Source organism: Gardnerella vaginalis (assembly GCF_001546485.1).
GTDB lineage: Bacteria > Actinomycetota > Actinomycetes > Actinomycetales > Bifidobacteriaceae > Bifidobacterium > Bifidobacterium vaginale_D.
On record NZ_KQ956845.1, the window covers coordinates 1 to 20,435 of the forward strand.

14 protein-coding genes, 1 tRNA gene, 1 pseudogene and 1 riboswitch are annotated in these 20,435 nt (G+C 44.3%); of the genes and pseudogenes, 11 read left to right on the forward strand and 5 right to left on the reverse strand.

Annotation, left to right across the window (positions count from 1 at the left end; genetic code table 11):
• Positions 1 to 772 (forward strand): annotated as a pseudogene (locus tag HMPREF3208_RS06740) (FIVAR domain-containing protein); the annotation flags it as partial.
• A gap of 297 nt (positions 773 to 1,069) precedes the next feature.
• Here the strand turns inward: HMPREF3208_RS06740 and HMPREF3208_RS01785 are convergent.
• The 5 genes from HMPREF3208_RS01785 to HMPREF3208_RS01805 all read right to left on the reverse strand — a co-directional run bounded on the left by HMPREF3208_RS01785 (position 1,070) and on the right by HMPREF3208_RS01805 (position 7,499).
• Positions 1,070 to 1,606: a peptidylprolyl isomerase gene (locus HMPREF3208_RS01785; protein WP_064346944.1), complete on the reverse strand. Its 537-nt coding sequence runs from the start codon at positions 1,604 to 1,606 to the stop codon at positions 1,070 to 1,072.
• A gap of 294 nt (positions 1,607 to 1,900) precedes the next feature.
• On the reverse strand, positions 1,901 to 4,555 hold the full coding sequence (thiC, locus tag HMPREF3208_RS01790) for a phosphomethylpyrimidine synthase ThiC (protein ID WP_064346946.1): 2,655 nt from the start codon (positions 4,553 to 4,555) through the stop codon (positions 1,901 to 1,903).
• A riboswitch (TPP riboswitch) is annotated at positions 4,553 to 4,658 on the reverse strand. Its footprint overlaps the gene before it by 3 nt.
• 237 nt (positions 4,659 to 4,895) lie before the next feature.
• Positions 4,896 to 5,576 (reverse strand): methionine ABC transporter permease, encoded by a 681-nt coding sequence (locus HMPREF3208_RS01795; RefSeq protein ID WP_064346948.1) that lies wholly within the window; start codon positions 5,574 to 5,576, stop codon positions 4,896 to 4,898.
• 47 nt (positions 5,577 to 5,623) lie between these two features.
• The gene (locus tag HMPREF3208_RS01800) at positions 5,624 to 6,400 is read right to left on the reverse strand and encodes a methionine ABC transporter ATP-binding protein (RefSeq protein ID WP_016637026.1); all 777 of its coding nucleotides are present in this window, start codon (positions 6,398 to 6,400) and stop codon (positions 5,624 to 5,626) included.
• A 262-nt stretch (positions 6,401 to 6,662) separates the two neighbouring features.
• Entirely contained in the window at positions 6,663 to 7,499 is an 837-nt protein-coding gene (locus HMPREF3208_RS01805) for a MetQ/NlpA family ABC transporter substrate-binding protein (protein ID WP_064346949.1), read from the reverse strand.
• Between the two features lie 228 nt (positions 7,500 to 7,727).
• Here HMPREF3208_RS01805 and HMPREF3208_RS01810 point away from each other — a divergent pair, with 228 nt between their 5' ends.
• The 10 genes from HMPREF3208_RS01810 to HMPREF3208_RS01855 all read left to right on the forward strand — a co-directional run bounded on the left by HMPREF3208_RS01810 (position 7,728) and on the right by HMPREF3208_RS01855 (position 20,200).
• Positions 7,728 to 9,425: an NAD+ synthase gene (locus HMPREF3208_RS01810; RefSeq protein ID WP_064346951.1), complete on the forward strand. Its 1,698-nt coding sequence runs from the start codon at positions 7,728 to 7,730 to the stop codon at positions 9,423 to 9,425.
• A gap of 138 nt (positions 9,426 to 9,563) precedes the next feature.
• The gene (gene pflB, locus HMPREF3208_RS01815) at positions 9,564 to 11,939 is read left to right on the forward strand and encodes a formate C-acetyltransferase (protein WP_016637029.1); all 2,376 of its coding nucleotides are present in this window, start codon (positions 9,564 to 9,566) and stop codon (positions 11,937 to 11,939) included.
• A gap of 127 nt (positions 11,940 to 12,066) precedes the next feature.
• Positions 12,067 to 12,948 carry a pyruvate formate-lyase-activating protein gene (gene pflA / locus HMPREF3208_RS01820; protein ID WP_016637030.1) on the forward strand — a complete coding sequence of 294 codons (882 nt, stop codon included), beginning with the start codon at positions 12,067 to 12,069 and terminating at the stop codon, positions 12,946 to 12,948.
• Positions 12,949 to 13,105: 157 nt separating this feature from the next.
• Positions 13,106 to 14,020: a hypothetical protein gene (locus HMPREF3208_RS01825; protein ID WP_064346954.1), complete on the forward strand. Its 915-nt coding sequence runs from the start codon at positions 13,106 to 13,108 to the stop codon at positions 14,018 to 14,020.
• Positions 14,021 to 14,126: 106 nt separating this feature from the next.
• Positions 14,127 to 15,560 (forward strand): HRDC domain-containing protein, encoded by a 1,434-nt coding sequence (locus tag HMPREF3208_RS01830; protein WP_064346956.1) that lies wholly within the window; start codon positions 14,127 to 14,129, stop codon positions 15,558 to 15,560.
• A gap of 52 nt (positions 15,561 to 15,612) precedes the next feature.
• A complete protein-coding gene (tig, locus tag HMPREF3208_RS01835; RefSeq protein ID WP_064346958.1) occupies positions 15,613 to 16,968 on the forward strand; it encodes a trigger factor in 1,356 nt (451 codons plus the stop codon).
• Positions 16,969 to 17,105: 137 nt separating this feature from the next.
• Positions 17,106 to 18,575 carry a chloride channel protein gene (locus HMPREF3208_RS01840; RefSeq protein ID WP_064346960.1) on the forward strand — a complete coding sequence of 490 codons (1,470 nt, stop codon included), beginning with the start codon at positions 17,106 to 17,108 and terminating at the stop codon, positions 18,573 to 18,575.
• Position 18,576: 1 nt separating this feature from the next.
• The gene (locus tag HMPREF3208_RS01845) at positions 18,577 to 19,188 is read left to right on the forward strand and encodes an ATP-dependent Clp protease proteolytic subunit (RefSeq protein WP_016637035.1); all 612 of its coding nucleotides are present in this window, start codon (positions 18,577 to 18,579) and stop codon (positions 19,186 to 19,188) included.
• A 3-nt stretch (positions 19,189 to 19,191) separates the two neighbouring features.
• Positions 19,192 to 19,866 (forward strand): ATP-dependent Clp protease proteolytic subunit, encoded by a 675-nt coding sequence (locus HMPREF3208_RS01850; protein WP_016637036.1) that lies wholly within the window; start codon positions 19,192 to 19,194, stop codon positions 19,864 to 19,866.
• Between the two features lie 260 nt (positions 19,867 to 20,126).
• A tRNA-Arg gene (locus HMPREF3208_RS01855) sits at positions 20,127 to 20,200 on the forward strand.
• The last annotated feature ends 235 nt before the right edge of the window (positions 20,201 to 20,435 follow it).

Consider the following 20,435-nt stretch of genomic DNA (forward strand, 5'->3'; position numbering starts at 1 on the left):
TTTGAAGAAGGCTGAGCATGATTTGAAGCCAGAATCAAAGCCAACTCCGGCTCCTTCTGTTGATAAGACTGGTTTGCAGCAGGCTGTTGACGATGATACTAATTTCCGCAGCAAAGCACCGTACTTGGTTGCTGAAGCACCTGATTTAGATGCGTACAAGCAAGCTGTTGACGATGCTCATACAGTGCTCCAGGATGCTCATGCTACGCAGGCTCAAGTTGATGAAGCTTTGAAGAAGCTTCAGAATACTAAACAAGCGATTGTGAGCAAGTTTGGCACTACGAGTGATGCGGGTACAGGTGTCACTGCAGGTACCACCACCGGCAACACAACCACCGGCAACACAACCACCACTGGTGCAAGTGTTACGGCTGATCAGAGCACAACTGGTTCTACCAATGCTGCTGTGAACAATACGCCAGCTGTGAAGAACGCTGATGCTGCTGTTGCTCAAGCACAAGCGAAGGTTGAAGCTGCTGAGGCTGAAGTTAAGAAGCTTGCTGCTAACCCATCTGCAACGCAAGCTCAAGTTAATGCTGCTCAGCGTAAACTTGCGGATGCTCGTAAGACTCTTGCGGATGCTCAGGCTCATGCGGCTCAAGTCCGTAAGTCCGTGCAAGCTCATGCGTCACAGGCAGGTCGTGCTGCTGAACTAAGTAAGACTGGTAGTGCAGTATCTGTGTTGAGCATGTTTGCTGCAACGGTAGCTGCTGCTGGTGCTGCAATCTTCTTAGGTAAGCGTCGTGGCACTTCTCGTCACAGCAATAAGTAGGTTGTAGCTAGCTTGGTTGCTAGTTAGTCCCAAAATTAATAACGCATAGTAGAAAAGCCTTACTGGTGATTTTTAGTCGCTGGTAAGGCTTTTATATGCTTAACTTACTTGCGTATGACAGAATTATAGAGTTGATTGATCTTTTGCTGCATTGACAAAAACAAAATAAAAGTACAGAACAGCTCAAATGTAGAAAAGCTCCTGCGTGCTCAAATAAGCATCACAGGAGCTTTCTTTTTCAAAAACAGTCTTATACAAGTTGTTATTTGATGATAAGTAATATATTGATGTGATGAATCACAATACTTCAATCGACATAATACCTACTGGTTCCAAAGGTGCGTCAGTTCGATCGGTAGCAACAGTATCGAGCTTATCTACTACTGCCTTTGAAGCAGCGTCAGCTACTTCGCCGAAAATAGTGTGATGACCATCGAGCCAAGGTGTTGGTACAGTCGTAATGAAGAATTGTGAGCCATTAGTGCCGTGTAAACGACCATCGCGTCCGCGGCGCTTACCCGCATTTGCCATAGCAAGCAAATAAGGCTTATCGAACTTCAACGACGGATCAATCTCATCGTCGAACTCATATCCAGGACCGCCTGTGCCGGTGCCAAGTGGGCAACCGCCTTGAATCATAAAATCTTTAATAATGCGGTGGAATGTCAAACCATTGTAGAAAGGTTCATGAGAAGCCTCACCAGTGAATGGGTCTTTCCACTCTTTTTCGCCGGTTGCGAGACCAATGAAATTCTTAACAGTTTCTGGCGCTTTGTCATCAAAGAGATTGATGGTAATATCGCCTTCAGAAGTATGCATAATAATTGTGCTCATAGTTGTAATTTTCCCATATGTTCGAGACTGCTAGCCAGTATCGTGTTATACGTTATATTTTGCGATATTGTAGAGCGAATTGAGAAACCAACCTAAGAACCAACCTAAGAACCAATTTGGCTATTAACGTAGGAATGAACTCAACATTTCGCAAGTTATAAAAAAGCGGGTTTTATAGTAAGCAGTAGCGCTCACCATAAAACCCGCTGTAGTTGGTTATTTTAACCTTCTTCTAATTTATTCGTGGTACGTATAAACGTGTATTTTCTAATATTGAAACGTATTAAAAATACACTATAAGTTTTGATACAGCGACGAACCAGATTCCTGGAACTTCTTGCTCATTGCCTTCATGCCATCAGTAATTGCCTGGCTGCGCGCTTCCTCAACAAGCTGTTCCTGTTGAGCAGCGCCGCCAAAACGCTTACGAATATTCTGAGAAATAGCCATAGAGCAGAACTTTGGTCCGCACATCGAGCAGAAGTGAGCCATTTTTGCAGGCTCAGCAGGAAGAGTATCGTCGTGGAAAGCGATTGCAGTATCCGGATCGTAGCTTAAGTTAAACTGATCTAACCAACGGAACTCGAATCGAGCTTTACTAATAGCGTTATCGCGATCCATAGCATGCGGATGATGCTTAGCAAGATCAGCTGCGTGGCAAGCAATCTTATATGCAATCACGCCCTGCTTCACGTCGTCTTTGTTAGGCAATCCCAAATGCTCTTTAGGGGTCACATAGCAAAGCATTGCAGTACCGTAGCGTGCAATCTCTACGCCGCCAATTGCGGAAGTAATATGATCATAGCCCGGGGCGGTATCGGTAGTTAGAGGACCAAGCGTATAGAATGGAGCATTCTGGCAAATCGCCTTTTCCATCTCAATATTCATGCGCACAGTGTCGAATGGCACGTGTCCTGGACCTTCAATCATCACTTGCACATCGTGCTGCCAAGCAATCTTTGTAAGCTCACCAAGTGTCATAAGTTCGGAAAGCTGAGCCGCATCGTTTGCATCAGCCAAGCTACCTGGACGCAAACCGTCACCCAAAGAGAAAGCAACATCATACTTTGCGAAAATCTCGCATAACTCTTCAAAGTGCGTGTAAAGGAAGCTTTCTTGATGATGCTGTAAGCACCACTCTGCCATAATCGAGCCGCCACGCGACACAATACCGGTTACTCGGTTTGCGGTAAGCGGTACGTAGCGAAGTAGCACGCCTGCGTGAATAGTCATGTAGTCAACGCCCTGCTCGCACTGTTCGATAACCGTGTCTCGGAACAACTCCCAGCTAAGCTTAGAAGCGTCATCCTCAACCTTTTCCAAAGCCTGGTACATTGGTACGGTTCCAATTGGCACAGGGGAGTTACGTAAAATCCATTCGCGAGTCGTGTGAATATCGTTACCGGTGGAAAGATCCATCACGGTATCAGCACCCCACTTCGTGGCCCACGTAAGCTTTTCTACTTCTTCGTCGATAGACGACGTAACAGCAGAATTACCCATGTTCGCGTTGAGCTTCGTTAAGAAGCGAGAACCAATAATCATAGGCTCAGCTTCAGGATGGTTAATATTGCAAGGAATTACAGCGCGTCCGGCTGCAACTTCTTCGCGAACCAGCTCCACGTCACAATTTTCGCGAGTAGCAACATACTGCATTTCTGGAGTAACAATGCCATGGCGTGCGTACCACATTTGCGTAATTGGATGATCCGCGCCCTTCATTGGCTTATGCGTGCGCCCACGCCATTCCTTAGAAGCCTTACCGCGCTTAATAGCGCGCTTGCCATCGTCTTGAAGATTGCGTCTGCGGCCCTCATATTCCACAACGTCACCGCGGTCACGAATCCAGTCAAGGCGAAGCGGAGCCAAGCCCTCTTTAGGATCACACTTTGGGCCTTCCGTATTGTAGTCCTTAAAAGGCGGGTTAGGTCCCACGCCAGGAGTATCTGAAAGCTTAATTTCCGTGTACGGAACTTCCAAATCGTAGGAACCATACTTATATTCAAAATGAACAGGAGTAGTTTTGCGAATATGAGCCTTATCTCGCTGGGTGCAACCACGAGCCGCAATATCAACACGTTGTTGCTTAGCTAATTTTGCTGCATCTTTTGCTTCTTTAGCGTTAATAAACGTCGGCTTCTTTTCTTCAGATGGTTTTGAAGACTTTTCTTCTGTATTTTCCGCGACGATTACGCGTTTAGCGTAACCATGTTTTGCTTCACCTCGTACGGCTTTCCAACGTTCAATGAACTCACGCATAGTGGATTCTGGTGTTTCTGAAGTGTATAGAGGTTCAGCAACAAAGAATCCTGCAGCTTTTGTACGAGCAATCATAGCTACATCATCTAATTGTGTTTTTCCACCCACGAGTACTGGAAAATCACTTGCTACGCAAATTGTGTTAATTTTTGCTTCGTCCAACGTTGTGTGATTTGCTTCCAATTCGTAGGCAGCAGTAGTATTTTCGCATCCTTCTTCAGGATTGTGCATGGCAGTTACGCAAATATAATCAATGCAACCATCCGGAAGCTCATTAATAACTTTGACTAAACTTTCAGTTTCAACAGACAAGCCAATAATAGCGTCCTCTCCAAGCAAAGCACGTGCTTCTCGAGGTTCCATATCGCTTTGTGCAAGATGAATGCCGTCTACTTTGATACTTTGATTTCTAGCTTGCCAAGCAACGTCAACTCGCTCGTCAATAACAAACGTTACGGAATCGCACTTATTGTTATCTTCAATAATTTGAGCGATATCGCGAGCAAGAGTCGTAATTTCCTTAGCGTTTTCATTGTTGCAATGAAGGCGGATAAGAGTTGCTCCTGCGCGTAAAGCATCATCAACTACGTCAGTAAGTGGTCGATGATTACAAGCTTGTGGGTCTGCAATAAAGCAGGCGTTGAGATTAAATTGATTACGCATCGAAGCGTATGGATAATTTGAATTCATACTAAACTCGTTGCTCCCTACGTTGTATTAACTAACAGGTTCTAAGGGTTAGGTATTAAATACCTATCTCAGCCTTCCTATGAAAGCACCCCTGCAAAATGTTGAATTATCAATAAGTTTACACGATTATGCGCATTTCATGGGTTGGGGTATGTTGCAAATATGAGAGCGAACACGAAGGTGGTATGAAGACAAACACAATCATACATAGCAATAATAAATCTCAGCGGCACAATAGTTTCAAACACAATAGCTTTAAACACACTAGTTTCAAACACAATAAAACTGCCTGTGTTAGTAGCATGCAGGCAGTTTGTAATTGGTAAAATGTAGAACTGCTTTAGCGTTCGTGATGATTAATAATGCGCGCGATAGTGTCGCCCAAAGTTTGCACAATTTGCACGAGAATGATGCAAAGAATAACAGCTACAGTCATAACATCATACTGGTAACGCTGGTAGCCGTATCGAATTGCAATATCGCCAAGTCCGCCTGCACCAACCGTTCCAGCCATTGCAGAAAAACCAAAAAGTGTAATAAATGTTAGAGCGGCACCGCGAATAAGCGAAGGCAACGCCTCCCAAAGCAGCACTTTGCACACGATTTGTAATTTACTGGCACCAAAGCTTTGCGCAGCTTCGATCAGACTTCCGTCAACTTCTGCTAAAGATTGTTCAACAATGCGCGCCACAAATGGAGCTGCAGTAATAACAAGTGGCACAATGGCACCCGGGACGCCAAGTGAAGTGCCGACAATCAAGCGTGTAAATGGAATTAACGCAACGAGCAGGATAATAAACGGTACTGAACGCACGATATTAACGATCCAGCCAAGAACCGCGTTTATTGGAGCGTTCGGACAAATACCTTTTTTGTCGGAAGTAATAAGCAATACGCCAAGCGGAAGCCCAATAACGTATGCTAAGAGTGTTGCGACTGAAGTCATCACTAGTGTATCGAGCACACCTTCAGCAAGTAAGTCGCCGTATTCGTTCAAAAATTGTGTAGCAGATTCTATCATTGTTATTTCACCTCGTTACTAAGCGTATGAAATCGTAGTAGAGCGTATTAAATCGTAGTAGATGCAGGCTTTTTACGATGATTTTCTTGCTTTTCATCTGCAATCAGCGTTCGCAAAATATTGCTTTGTGGATTTGCAAATAAGGTTGTAGTGTCGCCTAATTCCACAATATGACCGTCGTCAATCATTGCAACTCGGTCGCAAATATTTCGCGCAACTGCCAACGAATGCGTAATAATAACCAGTGTTACGTTAAGTTCGCGATTAATTCGGCGCAGTAAATCGAGGATTTGCGCGGTTGTAGTGGAGTCTAGTGCGCTTGTTGCTTCGTCACAAAGCATAATCGAAGGATTATTTGCTAACGCCCGAGCAATAGCAACGCGTTGCTGCTGGCCGCCAGAAAGCTGGCTAGGGTAGCGGTCGGCAAGATCTTGCAAACCAACTAAATTAAGCAAATAATGCGCGCGTTCTTCACGCTTCTTTTTATCAACGTGATTAAGTTCAAGCGGGAAAGTTACATTTCGCAATACTGTGCGCTGTTGGAAAAGACTAAAATTCTGGAAAATCATGCCGATATTTGCTCGAACTTTAGCAAGCTCGCGGTCTTTGACTCCAGTAATATCATTGCCATCAATCACAATCCTACCGGAAGTTGGGTGCTCAAGCAGATTCATGCAACGCACGAGCGAAGATTTTCCAGCACCGGAAGAACCGAGAATACCGAAAACTTCTCCCGACTCAATAGTGAGATTAATATCATGCAATGCTTCATGCGCTTCGCTACCTTTGCCGTAGCTTTTATGAAGATGTTCAATCTGAATCATGCTATTCCTTACAGATTATTTTGTGCTCTGTGCAACATACTAGCGTTACGTATCAAATTACGTACCAAATTACGTATCAAATTACGTATCAAGTTGTGTTACGTACTGTCTTACATATTGTACGCATACTATGCAGGGGTTTATGCGTTTATGTACCTATGTACTCATGCACTTACAAAAATAATGCCGCAAAGCGCGCTAGAAATCACACGTATTTACGGCATTATATGGCTACATGGTAAGTATTGATGGTAAGTACTATTTAGAAAACAGGAAGCACAGCGCCCTTATAAGTCTTAGTAATATAGTCGTGGACTTCGCTTGTTTTCAAAGCCTTAAGTAATGCCTTAATTTTGGCTAGCTTTTCGGAACCCTTCTTTACTACAATAATATTTTCGTAAGTTTTAGCAGCAATTCCGCCAACCTTTTCGGAAGTAAGCGGATCCTTAGTTGGGTTAAAACCAGCCTGAATTGCGTAGTTGCCATTCATGGCAGCAAGATCCACATCCTTAATTGCAGTCGGAACGGTTGCAGCCTCAAGTTCCTTAAACTTCAAATTCTTCGGATTGCTCGTAATATCTTTTACAGTAGCGTTAATATCTTTTGGATTCTTTAACTTCAACAAGCCAGCGTCCTGCAGAAGTAGCAGTGCGCGAGCCTCATTCGTAGGATCGTTTGGCACTGCAACGGTTGCACCATCAGCCAAAGCCTTAATGGTTTTGGTCTTTCCTGGGTACAATCCAAAAGGCTCAAAATGAATTCCGCCTACCGAAACAAGATGCGTTCCCTTTTCCTTGTTGAAATTGTCAAGGTAAGGAAGATGCTGATAATAGTTCGCATCAACTTCACCTTCTTCGGTAGCGGTATTCGGCTGCACGTAGTCTGTAAACTCCTTAACAACCAGCTTGTAGCCTTCCTTCTGCAAAATCGGCTTTACTACTTTATTAAGGATTTCAGCATGAGGAGTAGGCGATGCTGCTACAGTAACAGTCTTGTCGTCTTGGCTATTTGCATTTTTAGCGCTTCCGCAACCGCTTAAGGCGAAAGTTGCCAAAGCTGCCAAAGCTGTAATCGAGGCAATAACTTTAATCCTGCGCATATTTTCTGCTCCTTGTTTGTTGAAATCCTTTTTGAATTTCCCCTTCGCGAGTAACGAATTATCAATATAAGCGAGAAAATTTAATAATTCTACACTTTGCTTATTAGTATTATTTATGACGTGTTACTAATGCGAATGCTTGCAATGTGGGAAGATACAAAAGTTTTTCGTTTAAGTTTTGCAACACGTCTCTTACTTGCAATAAAGCAATCTACTAAACTATAAAATATGAGTTTTTTGCGATTGGCATTAGCGCAGATAGATACATGCGTTGGGAATATTGATAATAACGTTGCGAAAGTATTGCAATACTCGGCGCGTGCAAAACAATCAGGCGCTCGTATGGTAGTTTTTCCGGAAATGACATTAACCGGCTACCCAATTGAAGATCTCGCTTTACGTGGCACATTTCGCGCATCTGCTCAACAAGCTGCCGACTTACTTGCGGTAAAACTTGCGGAAGAAGGCTTGGGGGAGCTTTATGTAGTAGTTGGAACTGTTGGCTTTGACGAGTCTGCTGGAAAGCCTCGTAACCGCCTGCTCGTGTTACATGAAGGTAAGTCCGTATTACAATACGATAAACATTTTCTGCCAAATTACGGCGTTTTTGACGAGTTTCGTATTTTCTCTTCCGGAAATAAGTGCGAACTTATAGAAGTTGACGGCTTGCGCTTAGGATTCGCAATTTGTGAAGATATTTGGCAAGATGGTGGCCCTGTTGCACGCTTAGCAAAGCTTGGTATTGATGCGCTTATTACCATGAATGGCTCTCCCTACGAAGAAGGCAAAACCCATGTGCGCTATAACTTAGCTCAAAAGCGCGCAGCTGAAGTTCATGCGCCTGTTGTGTATGTGAACCAAGTCGGTGGGCAGGATGATTTAGTCTTCGACGGTGGAAGTTTTGTGGTTGATGCGGACGGAACTTTGCTTGAACGCTCGCCAATGTTTGCTGAAGATTTAGCTTTTGTAGATTTCGATAGCTCGCTGAAAAAGCAGAAAGTTTCCAGCATTGCTCCAAAACTTGATGCGGATGAAGAAGTATATTGCGCTTGTGTCGTAGGTCTTAGAGATTACATGCGTAAGAATGGTTTTAAGGGCGTGTGTTTGGGACTTTCTGGCGGCATAGATTCAGCATTAGTAGCAACTATGGCTGCAGATGCATGCGGTGGAGTAAACGTGTACGGCATTTCTATGCCAAGCATGTACTCTTCGGATGGTTCTAAAGATGATGCGCGCGACTTAGCTGAGCGCATTGGCGCACATTACGATGTGCAGCCTATTGAACCACTTTTTAAGGCTTTTCAATTGCAACTTTCTTTAGAAGGTGTTGCTGCAGAAAACTTGCAGGCTCGCGTGCGTGGCGTAATTGTAATGGCTTACTCAAATTCGCGCGGTGTTTTGGCGCTCGCAACTGGCAATAAGTCAGAGCTTGCGTGTGGATATTCCACCATATATGGTGATGCGGTAGGGGGGTATGCTCCTATTAAAGATTTACTCAAAACACGAGTGTGGGCACTTTCTCGTTGGCGCAATCGCGCTGCAGCTGCTGGCGTGGGTGTTGGTATGCTGCCGATTGTTGGCAATGAGGATGCCGTAAAAGTAGCAGCTCCGCAAGATGGTGTGCTTATTCCGGTTAATTCTATTGTGAAACCGCCAAGTGCAGAGTTGCGTCCAGGTCAGAAGGATTCTGATTCTTTGCCGGAGTACGATTTGCTTGACCGTGTTTTGCAAGCACATATTGAACGAGCGCACGGTAGAGCGGATTTACTTGCTGACGGCTTTGATGCTCACACGGTTGATACTGTTATGCGACTGGTTGATCGTGCTGAATGGAAGCGTAGACAGTATCCACTTGGACCAAAAGTAAGTGCTCTTGCATTTGGCAGGGATCGCAGAATACCTGTTACTACCGCATTTCGGGAGTAAACAATGCATTTTTTCAATAAAATGTGACGTAATTCACTAGATTTTTTGCAAAACTCCTCGCGTACCCTTTTGCGCATGCTTTACCATAGTTAAGTAAGACAGCGTGAAGGTGCGCTGCGGGTACAAAAGGAGTCTAATATGACATCAGTTGATGCACCGGTTCTCACCGAAGAGGATCTTCGTACTAAGGCTTGGGATGGCTTTACTGACGGCAACTGGAAGAAAGATATTGACGTTCGTGACTTTATTTTAAAGAATTACACGCCGTATGAAGGCGATGAGACTTTCTTGGCTGATGCTACTGAGAAAACAAAGCACATGTGGAAGTATCTCGACGACAATTACTTAGCTGTTGAGCGTGAGCGTCGTGTCTATGATGTTGAAACTCACATTCCTGCAGGCATTGACGCCATGCCAGCCGGCTACATTGAAAGCCCAGAAGTAGATAACGTTATCGTTGGTTTGCAAACTGATGAGCCTTGCAAGCGCGCTATGATGCCAAATGGTGGTTGGCGCATGGTTGAGCAGGCTATTAAGGAAGCTGGCAAGGAAGTAGATCCTCAAATTAAGAAGATTTTTACTACCTATCGTAAGACTCATAACGATGGTGTGTTTGGTGTTTACACTAAGAACATTAAGATTGCTCGCCACAACAAGATTTTAACCGGTTTGCCAGATGCTTACGGTCGCGGTCGTATTATTGGTGATTACCGTCGCGTGGCTCTTTATGGCGTGAATATGCTTATTGAGTTTAAGAAGCGTGATAAGGATTCAATTCCATATCGTAACGATTTTACCGAGACGGAAATTGAGCATTGGATTCGTTTCCGCGAAGAGCATGATGAGCAAATCAAGGCTTTGAAGCAGCTTATTAATTTGGGTAACGAGTACGGCTTGGATTTGACTCGTCCTGCACAAACTGCTAAGGAAGCTGTTCAGTGGACTTACATGGGTTATCTTGCATCTGTCAAGAGCCAGGATGGCGCTGCAATGAGCTTCGGCCGTGTTTCCGCATTCTTCGATTGCTACTTTGAGCGCGATTTGAAGGCTGGTTTGATTACCGAAACTGACGCTCAGGAGATCATTGATGCACTCGTTATGAAGCTTCGCATTGTGCGCTTCTTGCGTACTAAGGATTATGATGCAATCTTCTCTGGTGATCCATACTGGGCAACGTGGTCTGATGCTGGCTTCAGTGATGATGGTCGCACGTTTGTTACTAAGACTTCGTTCCGTTTGCTTAACACTTTGACTCTTGAGCATCTTGGGCCTGGTCCTGAGCCAAACATCACTATTTTCTGGGATCCAAAGCTTCCAGAAGCCTACAAGCGTTTCTGCGCACAAATTTCTATCGACACTTCTGCAATCCAGTACGAGTCCGATAAAGACATTCGTGAGCACTGGGGTGATGACGCTGCTATTGCTTGCTGCGTTTCCCCAATGCGCGTTGGTAAGCAAATGCAGTTCTTCGCAGCTCGCGTGAACTCCGCAAAGGCTTTGCTTTACGCGATTAACGGCGGCCGCGATGAAATGACCGGCATGCAGGTTATTGATAAGGGTGTTATTGAGCCAATTCGTCCAGAAGCAGACGGCACTCTCGATTATGAGAAGGTTAAGGCCAACTACGAGAAGGCTTTGGAATGGCTTTCCGAGACTTATATTGAGGCTTTGAATATCATCCACTACATGCATGATAAGTATGCTTACGAGTCCATTGAAATGGCTTTGCATGATAGGGAAGTCTACCGTACACTCGGCTGCGGTATGTCTGGCTTGTCGATTGCTGCAGATTCCTTGGCTGCTCTAAAGTATGCGAAAGTTTACCCAATCTACAACAAGGATGCTAAGACTACCGAAGGCCACGAGTACGAGTACATCGAGGGCGGCGATGACGATTTGATCGTTGGTTACAAGACGGTTGGTGAGTTCCCAATCTACGGTAACGACGACGATCGCGCTGATGACTTAGCTAAGTGGGTTGTAAGCACTGTAATGGGTCAGGTAAAGCGTTTGCCTGTGTACCGTAACGCTGTTCCAACTCAGTCCATCTTGACTATTACTTCTAACGTCGAGTACGGCAAGAACACCGGTTCCTTCCCGTCTGGCCACAAGAAGGGTACTCCGTACGCTCCAGGCGCAAATCCAGAAAACGGCATGGATTCGCACGGCATGCTTCCATCCATGTTCTCCGTTGGCAAGATTGATTATGACGATGCTCTCGACGGCATTTCGCTTACGAACACCATTACTCCTGACGGTTTGGGTCGTGACGAAGACGAGCGTATCAGCAACTTGGTTGGTATTTTGGATGCTGGCAACGGCCACGGCTTGTACCATGCAAACATCAACGTTTTGCGTAAGGAACAGCTTGAAGATGCTGTTGAGCACCCAGAAAAGTACCCGCACTTGACGGTTCGAGTTTCCGGCTACGCAGTGAACTTCGTAAAGCTCACTAAGGAGCAGCAGCTCGACGTTATTTCTCGTACATTCCACCAAGGTTCTGTTACTGACTGATTTGGTTGATTGTTGAACACCGCCGGGAGTGAGGTTAGTTTCGCTCCCGGCTTTTGTTAATTGTGTATATTATGCATATCGCATATATTACGTATATTGTGTAAAAATAAGTTTGGAGGGCATCTTTATGGTTGAAAATACAGCGTTTCGTACCACGACTCAGCATATGTTGAAAGAGTCGAAAGAGTATGCTCGCCAAACGTTAATGGGTGGACTTTCTGGCTTTGAATCTCCAATTGGTTTGGATCGTAAAGACCGCTTAGTTGCTCTTAAAACAGGCGATATTGGTTTCGTTCATTCTTGGGATATTAACACTTCTGTTGATGGCCCGGGAACTCGTATGACGGTGTTTATGAGTGGCTGCCCGCTTCGCTGCCAGTATTGCCAAAATCCTGATACTTGGAAAATGCGCGACGGAAAGCCAGTCTACTTAGACGCGATGATTAAAAAAGTTGACCGTTATCAAAGTCTTTTTAAGGCAACAGGCGGCGGAATCACATTTTCTGGCGGCGAGTCCATGATGCAACCGGCTTTTGTATCTCGAGTGTTTCGCGCTGCAAAAGAAATGGGCGTGCATACTTGCTTAGATACTTCCGGCTTTTTGAATCGTAATTACACGGACGAAATGATTGACGATATTGATCTTTGCTTGCTTGACGTTAAATCTGGCACTGAAGAAACATATAAAAAAGTTACCGGTGGTTTGCTTCAGCCAACTATCGACTTTGGTCAGCGCTTAGCAAAAGCTGGTAAGAAGATTTGGGTGCGTTTTGTGCTCGTTCCAGGTTTGACCGACAGCGAAGAAAACGTTGAAAAAGTTGCTGAGATTTGCGATTCCTTTGGGGATGCTGTTGAGCATATTGACGTGCTTGGCTTCCATCAACTAGGCCGCCCAAAGTGGCATGAGCTTAGGATTCCATACCCTCTTGAGAATCAAAAAGGGCCTTCTAGAGCACTTAAAGAGCGAGTTGTAAACCAGTTCAAAGACCACGGTTTTGTTGTGTATTAAAGCTAAATATGCGCATTGAATTGCCAGAGTGCTTAAATCATATCGCTCTGTAAGTTGTAATAATTCTGTTAAGAGCGTATTTTTCTATATTTACATTTTTTTTGTTTATGATAGGATTTCAACAATATCCAATATTGCATAGGCAAAGGAGCTTATCGTGAAGAAGTTGAAGGAATTGAAGGAGAATTGTACTTGGAATCGCACGCATACTGTGGCTTTGGTTGCTGTGATTGTTTCGCTTATTTTTTATTTGACTGTTCTTGCTTCCGCTCCTTACGCATTGGTGCATAGTAGTCATTTAAGTGTTTCAGTTGCGTGTGGTCCAGCAGTTTTACTTGTTGTAATATTTTTGGTTATTCAATCATTATTTGCTATGCTGCGTTCCAGAAGCTTAACGTTGCCGATAATCACATCGATATTAAGCGTGTTATGTGGCGTACTTTTCGACATTTTTCTTGCGTTTTATCCTTATGTAGGCAGTAAGCTTTCTTCCGGATTGTTAGTACTTGCGCTTCTAGCTATTGCTTTTGGTGGAATTATTGGTACTTGGGTTGGTTACGCTTTTGGATATTACGTTTTGGATGCTGTTAAAGAATATTGTTTGCGTAAAACAGATTTTATGAAAGAAGATAGTTGGATTTCTAAGCATAAGATTCTTGCTGGTTGCTGGTTTGCTTTAGTTATTGGTTATATTGCTTCTACAGTACTCGTGCTATTGAGCGAAGGCATTGGCATTATGATTTCGCTTATGATATTCCCATTCTTGCTTATGGCCGGAGTGTGCGTGTGCGCTGGAATGGCTGGCAAAGGCGGATGGATTGTGGTGCTTGTAGGCATTATTTACGACGCGCTTTTAGTGTATTTTGCAGTACCTCTGCATTTGCTCGGTTTGCCTTGTGGTTCTAAAAATGTAGCCGAGAATGTGTGCTTTAGTCTTGGCTCAATATCGTTAAGATTCTTCTATTTGGACGCGTCGTATTTCCTTAATGCAATGCTTCCAACCTTAGTTATAAGCGTATTAGGTTTTGCGATTACTCGAGGAATACTATTGTTGCGTAAATCTCGTAATTAGAATATCCGGTTGCGTTACTCGCTGTAGCAATGTGCAAACTATGTGTGTAATATTACGTATAGTTTTAAGTGCATGTGTTTGCTAAGCGTACAATCAGGAGGCGTTCTTGAACGAGGAACCAAAGCTTTTAAAAGAGCCTAGAGAAGGAGTTCCAGAAGTCATTGATACGCTTGAAGCATATAAAGATTATTGTAGCTTGTTGGCAGCAGGAACGGGATCTTTGGCTGCGGATGCTGAGCGAGCTTCCGGTTTTCGTTACAGTCATGAAGATTGGTTGATTCAGTTTAAGCGCAAAGGTGCCGGCATTGGTTTGCTTGATCCTGTAGCACTAGGAAAACTTGGCGTTGATTGGCATGAGTTTAACGCGGCAGTAGGGGATGCGCCTTGGATTATTCACGATTCTATGCAGGATTTGCCAGGATTCTTTGACATTGGTTTGCGTCCGCGTGCGTTATTTGATACTGAGATTGCCGCTAAATTACTTGGCAGAAAGCGCTTCGGTTTAAGTTCGGTAACTGAATATTATTTGGGGCTTACTCTTGCAAAAGAACATTCTGCAGCTGACTGGTCTTACCGTCCACTTCCTCGAGATTGGCGAAATTATGCGGCTTTAGATGTTGAATTGCTTATCGAATTAGAAGAAGCAATGCGCGCGGAACTCAAAAAACAGGGTAAACTTTCTTGGGCTGAAGAAGAATTTGCGCACTTACTGAAGCAGGGTGCGCAGAAGAAAGCTCCGCATCCGCGTCCGTGGCTTAAAATATCGCATATTAGTGTGCTTATGCACGATCGCGTTGGCTTAATTATTGCAAAATCTTTGTGGGAAGAGCGTGATGCTCTTGCTCGTCAATACGATATTGCGCCTACACTACTGCTTTCTGATGCTGCGATTATTGAAGCGGGAAAGCGCAAGCCGTGCAATGCTCGTGCGTTTCGTAGTATTCGCTCGTTAAATGAGCGAGTGCGAATACACACAGGCAGTGAGCAAGATAAAATGTTTGAACGGTACGCACCAATTCAGCGTAAAATTAAGCCATCTCTTTGGAAAAATGTTATTGAACAAGCAATTTTGCGTGCGAAATCTGGTGAAACAGCTATGGATGATGTGCCGCCAATATTGCCAAATGGAACTATGCAATTTGATTCGCGCGAGTCGCACAAATCTTCTTCATTGCGGGCAACAAATAATACTGAGGATGCGCAGGATTTTGCCGATTCGCAAGATTCGTTGGGTGCTCAAGGTGCTCAAGGTGCTCAATATTTGCAGGATTCACAAACTGCTCCTCGTTCCATGCATTACTGGAAGGAGCATCATCCTGCACGATATGATTTGTTGCAGCGTGTTCGTTCCTTGCTGATGTGTATTGCTGAAGATACTCATACTCCGGTAGAAGTGATTATTAAACCACAAATTATTCGCAATCTTTGTTGGAGTGAAAATATACACGAAGTTGACGTTTCAACCTTTCTTTTAGCTCAAGGTGCTAGAGCGTGGCAGGTTGCACTTATTGCTGAGTCCGTAACTCGCGTTATCATGTAACGGTTGTGCCATCCGGCAGAAGGTAAGAAAACGTAATTTCAGGAGCGCAAGCGTGAAAATCAGCGTCAGGAATCTTGAGCCAACTAAGGTTAAGCTCACCATTACCGCAGATCTCGAAGACTTCAAGCCATTCTTGGATGAAGCTCGTAAGGAGATTGCTAAGCAAATTAACGTGCCAGGTTTCCGTAAGGGACATGTACCAGGCAAGATTGTAGATCAGCGCGTCGGTTTCGGTGCTGTTGCCGGTGAAGCCGTCAATTCCGCTGTGCCAGAGCTTTACTCTAAGGCTTTGGAAGAAAAGAAGATTCGCCCAATGGATCAGCCAGAATTTGACGTGCAAGAAGTGCCAACGTCAACTGCTGAAGATGCCAAACTTAAGTTTGTTGTTACTGTTGAGCGTCGTCCAGATTTTAAGTTGAACAAGTTCAAGGGTGTTGAGATTGAAGTCGAGAAGCCAGAAGTTTCCGACAAAGACGTGGATGATCGTTTAGAGGGTCTTCGTCAGCGTTTCGCTACTTTGGTGGGTGTTGATCGTCCAGCAACTAAGGGTGATTACACTAATATCGATTTGGAAGCTCGCATTAACGATGAAGTTGTTGACGCACAAGAAGGCGTTAGCTACGAAATTGGTTCTGGTGTGTTGCTTGACGGTTTGGATGAGGCTTTGGATAGCCTTTCTGCTGGTGAAGAAACCACTTTCGAGGGTACTCTTGAATCCGGTAAGCATAAGGGCGAGAAAGCTCAGATTAAAGTTAAGGTTAATTCCGTAAAGACTCAGGAATTGCCAGAACTTAACGATGATTTTGCTCAGGAAGCCTCCGAGTTTGACACTTTGGATGAGCTGAAAGCTGATGTTCGTAAGGCTTGCGAACAGGCTGCTGAAGGTCGTCAGGCAACCAATGCTCGTGACGCATTCCTTGTTAAGCTCCAGGAAGAGGTTGAGATTCCTGTTCCTAAGGGTGTTTTGGACAAGGCTGTTGCTGAACATTTGAAGGCTACGACTCCAGACCCAGAAAAGGCTACGCAAGAGCAGAAAGATGAAGCTCAGAAGTCTGCTGAAAAGGAACTTCGCGACCAAATGGTGCTTGATGCTTTGGCTGAGCAGATGGATGTGTCTGTTTCCCAAGCTGATGTCACCAACTTCTTGGTTTCTGTTGCTCAGCAGTATGGCATGGATCCAAACCAGTTCATTAACGCAATTGTGAACAATGGTCAACTTGGTTCCGCTGTTCAAGAAGTGGCTCGTTCTAAGGGCTTGCTTGCTGGTATGCGTGCTGTAAAGTTTGTTTCTGGCGGCGAAGCTATCGACTTGAGCGCTTTCTTGACTGAGGAAGACGAAAGTGATGAAAATGAAAGCGTAGAAGCTGCAACTAAGGCTGCAGCCGTTGCTGACGAACTTTCCAAGTAGTAGTAACTCAAGTTCTACGTTACTTCGTAATGGCTTGAAGTAAGACCTGGCGGAATGATGTTCTGCCGGGTCTTATTTTATAGTTTAATTAACTCCTTAAAGGACGAATCTACATATTTTAAGAATTGTGAGAAGTTATGGATAGTAGCGCTGAAACGAAGCCTAAATCTTGCTGCAGATTTGGCAGGTTACTTAATCTCGCAATTCAAGTACTGCGTTTTGCTGCAGCTTCTGTTGTTCTTGGCATTCTTGCAGGCTTAGGTGCAACAGTTCTTACACTTATTCTTTACGCAGTACAATACCTTGCTTTTGGATCAATTGAATCTGCCAAAAACACTGTATTTTCAGGCTTTCCGTGGTATCGTTACATGCTATCTACCACAATAGCTATGGCTATTGCTGGTGTAGCCTGGTATTTGCTGCGTAAGAGAGAGAATCCTCCTCGTATTGTTACCATTCCGCAAGCTGTTAGCGGAAGTAAGATGCCAATTTTTTCTACTATTGCGCATGTTTTACTGCAAATTGGCATTGTTGGTTCTGGAATTTCAATTGGTAGGGAAGTGGCTCCGCGAGAATTAGCTGCAATGTTTGCTCAACGTTACAGTCGTATTTTTCATATGTCTGCTAAAACTCAGCGCGTACTGATTGCCTCAGCTGCTGGTGCCGGCTTGGCGGCAGTGTATCACGCGCCTTTAGCTGGCACTGTACTTGCATTAGGTTTGCTTAGTAAAACTCAGGGTTTTGGTTTTTACGCGTGGCTCAATCGCGACGATGGTTCTGTAGCAGTTAATATTGTTAAAAATATTGCGCACTCGGAGCGCTTGTATTGCTTGCCTTTTGCTCTTGTAATGAATTATGTTGCTGCGTTTGTTGTTGAATTTGTAATGCATCATTCTAGCTACTACAATATTTCGCACTTTTCTTGCGCTATTTCTTGGCAAATTTGTGTTTTAGCTATTGCTGTTGGTGCAGTGTGCGGTTTAGTCGGCTACGTTTTTCGCTTGGGTATTATTTGGTGTCGAACTCATGCTTTGCGCGGTGTAAAAATGCTGTGTTTTATGCCTGTAGCCGGCTTCATTATTGGCATTATAGCTTGCCGTTTTCCGCATATTATGGGGAATGGCAGGTCGCTTTCTCAGCTTGCGTTTTCTGTATCTTCGTTTCCGCATGTGGCAGCTAGCGCGAATATTATGATTATTTTGCTAATTCTTGCAATACTGAAAATGCTTGCTACTTTGCTTGTTCTGCGTTACGGTGCTTCCGGCGGCGTACTGCAGCCGAGTATTTCAACTGGTGCTTGCATTGGTGTGATTTTATACTCTATTTTCTACTCAACATTTGGTATTTCTCAAGTTTCTGCAATTTCTGTAGCTATTATTGGCTCTGCTTCTTTACTTGCGTCTTCCAGAAAAGCTCCGATTATGGCGTGGCTTTTAGTTGCTGAATTAGTAAACGCACCGTTTGCATTACTTTTTCTTATGTTATTTGCTGTGATTGTGTCTCATTTAGTAGCTAATTGTGTTGAGTGTTTTATTTCGCATTCTTGTTTTTTACGGTCACGCGCACACGATAATCTAGGAATACTTAAGTTTATGGTAAGGAGATAAGGTGACTGAGCTTTTTACAACTTCTCCTGTGTTAGAGCAGGGTGAAGCATCATCCCCAACTGATTCTATTTTCAATCGGTTGCTAAAAGATCGCATTATTTGGTTGGGATCTGAGGTAAAAGACGAGAATGCTAATATCATCTGCGCTCAGATGCTGATGCTTGCGGCAGAAGATCCTAAGAAAGATATTTGGTTGTATATTAATTCGCCAGGTGGTTCTATTACCGCCGGTATGGCAATTTACGACACAATGCAGCTCATTGAGCCAGATGTGGCAACTATTGCAGTTGGTATGGCAGCTTCTATGGGGCAGTTCTTGTTGAGTTCAGGAACGCCTGGTAAGCGTTACATTACGTCACATGCGCGTGTGCTTATGCATCAGCCTTCTGGCGGTGTTGGTGGCACTGCTACAGATGTGCGTATTAACGCTGAGCTGATTATGGATATGAAGAAAACACTTTCTGAGCTGACTGCAAAACAAACTGGTCATACGGTGGAAGAAATTTACCGAGATAACGAGTATGATCATTGGTTTACAGCTCAGCAAGCTTTGGAGTACGGTTTCGTAGATAAGATTGTAACCACTCCTGCTTCTATGCGTGGTGAGGAGTAATTTATGGCAAGTGAAGAAGCAAAGTTTGTTGCGCGCGCTGAACGTTTAGCCGGTTTTGGTGGTGTTGCTTCAGCCCAGCGTTTTACTAACCGATACGTATTGCCACAATTTGGTGAGCAAACGCCATATGGCTTGAAAACGCAAGATCCATATACGAAATTGTTTGAAGACCGCATTATCTTCATGGGTGTTCAAGTTGATGACACTTCTGCTGACGATATTATGGCTCAGCTTCTTGTGTTAGAAAGCATGAACAGCGACCGCGATGTAATGATGTATATTAATTCCCCAGGCGGTTCCATGACTGCCATGACTGCTATTTACGACACTATGCAATACATTAAGCCAGATGTTCAAACGGTATGCTTGGGACAGGCGGCATCTGCTGCGGCTATTATTCTTGCTGCTGGAGCTGCTGGTAAACGCATGATTTTGCCGAATGCGCGTGTGCTTATTCATCAGCCTTCTATGGGTCAGGATTTTGGTAAGGCAACCGAGATTGAGCTTCAGGCGAAGGAAATGCTGCGCTTGCGTGAGTGGTTGGAATCAACGCTTGCTAAACATACGGGTCAAAATATTGAGCGTATTCGTAAAGATATTGAAGTTGATACTATTCTCACTGCTCAAGAAGCGAAAGCTTATGGCATGGTTGATGAAGTGCTTGAGCATCGAGAATAATGTGACGCTATAAGGGTTGCAAGTATGTGAGTATATGATTGCGCGAAGGCATAGTCATATGAATATGTAGCTGTTTCATTGTGTAGCTATATAAGCATGTTACTGTGTCGGTGCTCATATAGCATTCCTCACTGGCTGCTTACAATCGTGATGAACAGTACAAACCCTGGCGACACGCCGGGGTTTGTGTTTTCTATGGAATAGTTGTATATTAGTCAAGTTGCCGGAAACAAGGACATGGTTCTTGAGACTGGAAACATGCGCCAGTAGCCCAACGGATTAGAGCATCTGACTACGGATCAGAAGGTTGCAGGTTCGAATCCTGTCTGGCGCACAAGTAAAACGCGGTGCTTCGGCTCCGCGTTTTTTGCATATTTGGGGAATAACCCTATAACCCTATAACCTCGCTTTTGAGGGTTATTTCCCAAAAGTGTGTACAAAATCGGCGTGTCGTTAGCGTGTTTTTATCTTCCAGCCCACCCTTTCCGTATAAACAGGGTTATAGGGTTATTCCCCAAAAGTGTGTAAAGCTAAGCGGATGAATATTCTGTGGCATAAACCATAGCCTC

Bases quoted from the DNA above. Each gene is read 5' to 3' on its own strand.
- HMPREF3208_RS01785 (WP_064346944.1), bottom strand. From the start codon at position 1,606: ATGAGCACAATTATTATGCATACTTCTGAAGGCGATATTACCATCAAT.
- thiC (WP_064346946.1), bottom strand. From the start codon at position 4,555: ATGAATTCAAATTATCCATACGCTTCGATGCGTAATCAATTTAATCTC.
- HMPREF3208_RS01795 (WP_064346948.1), bottom strand. From the start codon at position 5,576: ATGATAGAATCTGCTACACAATTTTTGAACGAATACGGCGACTTACTT.
- HMPREF3208_RS01800 (WP_016637026.1), bottom strand. From the start codon at position 6,400: ATGATTCAGATTGAACATCTTCATAAAAGCTACGGCAAAGGTAGCGAA.
- HMPREF3208_RS01805 (WP_064346949.1), bottom strand. From the start codon at position 7,499: ATGCGCAGGATTAAAGTTATTGCCTCGATTACAGCTTTGGCAGCTTTG.
- HMPREF3208_RS01810 (WP_064346951.1), top strand. From the start codon at position 7,728: ATGAGTTTTTTGCGATTGGCATTAGCGCAGATAGATACATGCGTTGGG.
- pflB (WP_016637029.1), top strand. From the start codon at position 9,564: ATGACATCAGTTGATGCACCGGTTCTCACCGAAGAGGATCTTCGTACT.
- pflA (WP_016637030.1), top strand. From the start codon at position 12,067: ATGGTTGAAAATACAGCGTTTCGTACCACGACTCAGCATATGTTGAAA.
- HMPREF3208_RS01840 (WP_064346960.1), top strand. From the start codon at position 17,106: ATGGATAGTAGCGCTGAAACGAAGCCTAAATCTTGCTGCAGATTTGGC.
- HMPREF3208_RS01850 (WP_016637036.1), top strand. From the start codon at position 19,192: ATGGCAAGTGAAGAAGCAAAGTTTGTTGCGCGCGCTGAACGTTTAGCC.